A 5,265-nucleotide genomic window follows, 5' to 3' on the forward strand; every position below is an offset into this window, starting at 1 on the left:
GCTGCACCCCGATGCCGGCAGCCAGCGGGCTGGAAACGAGGACAGCTGCGTGCTGCGCGTGGCCAGCGCGCATGGTGGGGTCCTGTTGCCCGGGGACATCGGCCGCCCGGCCGAACAGGCGCTGCTGCGGGCGTCTCCGGCGGCGCTGAAGGCGGATGTGGTGCTGGTGCCGCACCATGGCAGCGGCGGCAGCTCCAGCGCGCCCTGGGTGGCGGCGGTGTCAGCCCGGCTGGCGCTGGTTTCGGCAGGGCACCAGAACCGCTTCGGCCACCCGCGCCGGGACGTGGTCCGGCGCTGGCAGGCGCAGGGAGCCGAGGTGGTGTCCACTGCGGAGTCCGGGGCGATCCGCGTATGGCTTGGCGCACAAGGGCTGCAGCTGCGTGAACAGCGTATCCATGCATCCCGGTGGTGGGATGCCGCTGGGCGGGCGCGGTCGGCTGTTATCCTATCGCCGATCAAACAAGCGGCCGTTGGGCCGGAGGGTTGAAACGTGTGGGAACTGGTCAAGGCCGGTGGCTGGCCGATGGTGCCGCTGCTGCTGTTGGGCGTACTGGCTTTGGCGATCATCCTGGAGCGTTTCTGGTCCCTGCGGCGGACTGAAGTGCTGCCGCCCGGCCTCGGCCAGGAAGTGCGCAACTGGGCCGCACGCGGCAAGCTTGACCCGGCGCACCTGCAGACCCTGCGTGCCAACTCGCCGCTGGGGGCATTGCTGGCGGCCGCGCTGGAAGCCCGCAATCGTCCGCGCGACCAGATCCGCGAGTGCATCGAGGACACCGGCCGCCACCTGGTGCACCGCATGGAACGTTTCCTCAACGCGCTGGGCACCATTGCCTCGGCCGGCCCGCTGCTGGGCCTGCTGGGCACCGTGATCGGCATGATCCAGATGTTCCTGGGCATCCTCGACCATGGGGTGGGCGACGTGAACCAGCTGGCCGGCGGTATCGGCAAGGCGCTGGTGTGCACCGCCACGGGCATGATCGTGGCCATTCCGGCACTGATGTTCCATCGCTACTTCAAGGGCCGCATCCACGGCTACGTGGTGGAAATGGAGCAGGAAGCCAGTGCCCTGCTGGACACGCTCGACGGTCGCCCCGGGGTGATGAACCCGGTCGCGCCGGCGCGACCGGCCAACGCCGCTGCGGCGAAGGCCTGATCGATGCGTATCGGCAATGACCGCTCCCAGGATGAACCGCATATCGATCTGGTCCCGCTGATCGACGTCATCCTGGTGCTGATCATCTTCTTCGTGGTCACCACCACTTTCGATGCGCGCTCGACGCTGCAGGTGCAGCTGCCTACCGCCAGCCAGCAGCCCAACAACGAGCCGCCGCGTTCGCTCAGCGTGCTGATCAACGCCGAAGGCCGTTATTTCATCAATGACCAGGAAGTGCTGCGCAGCGACGTCGAGTCGGTCAAGCAGACCATCGCGTCCGTGGCCGGCAGTGACCGCAGCCAGCCCGTACTGCTGCGCGCCGACGCACGCACTCCCTACCAGGCCGTGGTGACTGCGCAGGACGCGCTCGGTCAACTCGGTTTCCGTCGTATCGCCATTGCAACTGCGCCAGAGGTGCGTCCATGAGTTCCCATCACGCGCCGGTGTGGCCGATCTACAAACGTCTGCTGGGCTACACCCGCACCTACTGGGTGTTCATGGTGGGCGCGGTCATCGCCATGGTGGTCGAGGCCCTGGCCGGCTACCACTTCACCAAGCTGATGGAGCCGCTGGTCAACGAAGGTTTCGTCGACCCGCAGCCGCGCGCGGCCGTGGTGCTGCCGCTCACCATCCTCGGCCTGTTCCTGATGCGCAGCGTGGCCACCTGGGTCAGTGACTACACGCTGGCCAAGACCGGTCGCAGCGTGGTCCGCGACCTGCGCGAGCAGGTGCTGCAGAAGTACCTGCACCTGCCGTCGTCGCACTTCGATACCGAAGCGACGCCGGTGATGGTCAGCCGCCTGAACTTCGATACCGAGCAGGTCACCCAGGCCAGCGCCGACGCGCTGAAGACCGTGGTGGCCGATACCCTCACCATCGTCGCGATGCTGGCGGTGATGCTGCAGATGAGTGTCAAGGTCACGCTGGCGATGCTGCTGGTGGTGCCGCTGATCGGTGGCATCGTGTCCTACGTGGGCAAGCGCTACCGGCGCATCAGCCGTGGCATCCAGGACGGCATGGGCACCATGGCGCAGACTGCCGAGCAGTCGCTGGCCGCGCAGCAGGAAGTGAAGGTGCACGGCACCCAGCAGCATGAGATCTCGCGCTACTCGCGCCTGGCCAACCGCATGCTGGCGCTGAACATGAAGGTCGAGGTCACCCGCGCCGCCGCCTCCAGCGTGGTGCAGTTCCTGGCCGCACTGGCGCTGGCGGTGATCGTCTGGGTGTCGACCCGCGAAGCCCTGGCCGGCCGGCTCAATGCCGGCCAGTTCATGGGCCTGATGACATCGATGATGGCCATCATTCCATCGCTGCGCCGCCTGACCAGCGTACAGACCTCGATTTCGCGCGGTGTGTCCGCTGCCGAGCGCCTGTTCGGCATCCTCGACATGCCAGTGGAGCGCGACCAGGGGCAGAGACGCGTGCAGCGCGTGCGGGGCGAACTGGCGTTCGACCACGTCATGCTGCGTTACCGCGAGGACAGCGGCATCGCCCTGGACGACATCAGCTTCGTTGCCAGGCCAGGCACGGTGACGGCCATTGTCGGCCGTTCCGGCAGTGGCAAGACCAGCCTGATCCGGCTGGTGCCACGCTTCTACGAGCCCAGCGGCGGTGTCATCACCCTCGACGGCGTGGCACTGGACGACTACCCGCTGGCCGACCTGCGCCGGCAGGTGGCAATGGTCGGGCAGAAGGTCATGCTGTTCGATGACACCATCGCTGCCAACATCGCCTATGGCATGGAAGCGACCGACGAGCAGATCCGCGCGGCGGCCGAAGCCGCCAACGCGTGGGAGTTCATCGCACGCATGCCGCAGCAGCTGCAGACCCCGGTGGGCGAGAACGGCGCGCTGCTGTCCGGTGGCCAGCGCCAGCGCCTGGCCATTGCCCGCGCGATCCTGCGCGACGCCCCGATCCTGATCCTCGACGAAGCCACTGCGGCGCTGGACAACGAATCCGAGCGCCTGGTGCAGGACGCGCTGCAGCGCCTGATGCCCGAACGCACCACGCTGGTCATTGCGCACCGGCTGTCGACCATCGAGCATGCCGACCAGGTACTGGTCATGGATCATGGCCGCATCGTTGAACGCGGCACGCACAAGGAGCTGCTCGAACTGGGCGGCCTGTACCAGCATCTGCACAGCATGCAGTTCCGCGAAAGGCAGGACTGATGGCCGGCAAGGGCACCCAGACCCCGCCGTACTGGTATGACGGCACCCCGGTTCCGTGGGCGATGCGCCTGCTGGCGCCGCTGTACGCAGGTGTCACCGCACTGCGCCGGCGCGCCTATCGGCGTGGCTGGCGCAAGCGCCACTCGCTGCCGGTGCCGGTCATCGTGGTCGGCAACATCACCGCCGGTGGTACCGGCAAGACGCCGCTGACGATTGCCCTGGTCGAGCGCCTGCGCGCGGCCGGCTGGAAGCCGGGCGTGGCCAGCCGCGGCTATGGTCGCGAAGACGCCGACAAGCCGCTGTGGGTGCAGGCCGATACGCCAACCGCGAAGGGCGGTGACGAACCGGTGCTGATCGCCTGGAAGACCGGCGTGCCGGTGCGCGTGGACCGTGACCGTGTCGCCGCCGGCAAGGCGCTGATCGAGGCCGGCTGCGATGTAATCGTCTGCGACGACGGTTTGCAGCACTACCGGCTGGCGCGCGACATCGAGATCGAACTGGTCGATGCCCAGCGTCGCTATGGCAATGGCCGGATGATCCCGGCCGGGCCGTTGCGCGAGCCGGTCAGCCGCGCGAGCGAGTGCGATTTCCGCGTGGTCAACCTCGGCCAGGCCGATGAGGAGACCGCGGCACAGGCCTGTGGCTTCGGCCAGTGGCCAATGTCCCTGCACATCGACAGTGCGCAGCCGCTGGCCGGTGGCCGCGCGCGCCCGCTGGCGTACTTCAAGGGCCAGCGGGTGCACGCGGTGGCCGGCATCGCCCATCCACAGCGCTTCTTCGACATGCTGCGCGCGCGCGGGATCGGCGTGGTGCCGCATGCGTTCGCCGACCACCAGGCCTACCAGCCGCAGGACCTGTCCTTCGGCAGCCAGTTGCCGGTACTGATGACCGAAAAGGATGCGGTGAAATGCCGGGCGTTCGGCAACGACTGGCACTACGCGGTTCCGCTGCGCGCCGAGTTGCCCGCCGCGTTCTGGGTGGCGTTGACCGATCGCCTGGACAAGCTGCGACCGAACTGAGTGGCGCGGCGGCGCTTGCATTCACGCGCCGCTGGCCGCATTCCCGTTGTAACGAGCCTGCCGAGAACCGCCCGCATGACCGAATTCGTCGTCGCCATTCCGGCCCGCTTTGCCGCCTCGCGGCTGCCGGGCAAGCCGCTGCGCCCGCTGGGCGGTGAGCCGCTGGTGCTGCATGTGGCGCGCCGCGCGCTGCAGGCCGGTGCCCGCGAGGTCTGGGTGGCGACCGACGACCAACGCATTTCCGATGCGCTGTCCGGGTTGGCCGAGGTGAAGGTGGCGATGACCGCGACCACGCATGCCTCGGGCACCGATCGCCTGGCCGAGTGCGCACGCATTGCCGGCTGGGCCGATGACACGGTGGTGGTCAACCTGCAGGGCGACGAACCGTTCGCGCCGGCGACCGGCATCCGCGCGGTGGCCGATGCGCTGGTCGCTGGCACTGCGCCGATGTCGACTCTCGCCACGACCGTCGAGGACGCGCACACCCTGTTCGACCCGAACGTCGTGAAGCTGGTGCGCAACGTGCGCAACGAGGCGATGTACTTCAGCCGCGCGCCGATCGCCTGGCACCGCGACGGCTTCGCACGCAGCCGCGACACGCTGCCGGACGGCCATCACTGGCTGCGCCACATCGGCATCTATGGCTATCGCGCCGGCTTCCTGCAGCAGTTCGCGGCGATGCCGCCGGGCCAGCTGGAGCAGGTCGAATCGCTGGAGCAGCTGCGCGTGCTGGAAGCGGGCTACCCGATCAGCGTGGCGATCTCGCCCGAGCCGTTCCCACCGGGCATCGATACGCCCGAGGACCTGGAGCGCGCCGAGGGGCTGCTGCAGGCGATGGCCGCGCGATGAGGCTGCTGGTCGTCTGCCTCGGCAACATCTGCCGTTCGCCGATGGCCGAAGGCGCGCTGCGCGCACGCCTGGA

General features: G+C 68.5%; 5 protein-coding genes and 2 pseudogenes. All 7 read left to right on the plus strand.

Annotation, left to right across the window (positions count from 1 at the left end):
• Positions 1–487: pseudogene (locus tag N5E02_RS19940) on the plus strand (DNA internalization-related competence protein ComEC/Rec2); the annotation flags it as partial.
• Between the two features lie 3 nt (positions 488–490).
• A complete protein-coding gene (locus tag N5E02_RS19945; protein ID WP_279946661.1) occupies positions 491–1,153 on the plus strand; it encodes a MotA/TolQ/ExbB proton channel family protein in 663 nt (220 codons plus the stop codon).
• Between the two features lie 3 nt (positions 1,154–1,156).
• Positions 1,157–1,579: a biopolymer transporter ExbD gene (locus N5E02_RS19950; RefSeq protein WP_005415977.1), complete on the plus strand. Its 423-nt coding sequence runs from the start codon at positions 1,157–1,159 to the stop codon at positions 1,577–1,579.
• The gene (msbA, locus tag N5E02_RS19955) at positions 1,576–3,324 is read left to right on the plus strand and encodes a lipid A export permease/ATP-binding protein MsbA (protein WP_049438204.1); all 1,749 of its coding nucleotides are present in this window, start codon (positions 1,576–1,578) and stop codon (positions 3,322–3,324) included. Before N5E02_RS19950 ends, msbA begins: the two co-directional genes overlap by 4 nt.
• Entirely contained in the window at positions 3,324–4,343 is a 1,020-nt protein-coding gene (gene lpxK / locus N5E02_RS19960) for a tetraacyldisaccharide 4'-kinase (RefSeq protein ID WP_065186114.1), read from the plus strand. The genes msbA and lpxK overlap by 1 nt, the downstream gene beginning before the upstream one ends.
• Before the next feature lie 75 nt (positions 4,344–4,418).
• Complete coding sequence (kdsB, locus tag N5E02_RS19965) at positions 4,419–5,192, plus strand: 3-deoxy-manno-octulosonate cytidylyltransferase (protein WP_053500516.1); 774 nt, start codon at positions 4,419–4,421, stop codon at positions 5,190–5,192.
• Positions 5,189–5,265, plus strand: a pseudogene (locus N5E02_RS19970) (low molecular weight phosphotyrosine protein phosphatase); the annotation flags it as partial. The gene kdsB and the pseudogene N5E02_RS19970, both read left to right, overlap by 4 nt.

Source organism: Stenotrophomonas sp. GD03777, assembly GCF_029842485.1.
GTDB classification, from domain to species: Bacteria; Pseudomonadota; Gammaproteobacteria; order Xanthomonadales; family Xanthomonadaceae; genus Stenotrophomonas; species Stenotrophomonas sepilia.

What these genes read in the sequence shown, in the direction of transcription:
- msbA (WP_049438204.1), top strand. Translation starts at nt 1,576, where the DNA reads ATGAGTTCCCATCACGCGCCGGTGTGGCCGATCTACAAACGTCTGCTG.
- lpxK (WP_065186114.1), top strand. Translation starts at nt 3,324, where the DNA reads ATGGCCGGCAAGGGCACCCAGACCCCGCCGTACTGGTATGACGGCACC.
- kdsB (WP_053500516.1), top strand. Translation starts at nt 4,419, where the DNA reads ATGACCGAATTCGTCGTCGCCATTCCGGCCCGCTTTGCCGCCTCGCGG.
- N5E02_RS19950 (WP_005415977.1), top strand. Translation starts at nt 1,157, where the DNA reads ATGCGTATCGGCAATGACCGCTCCCAGGATGAACCGCATATCGATCTG.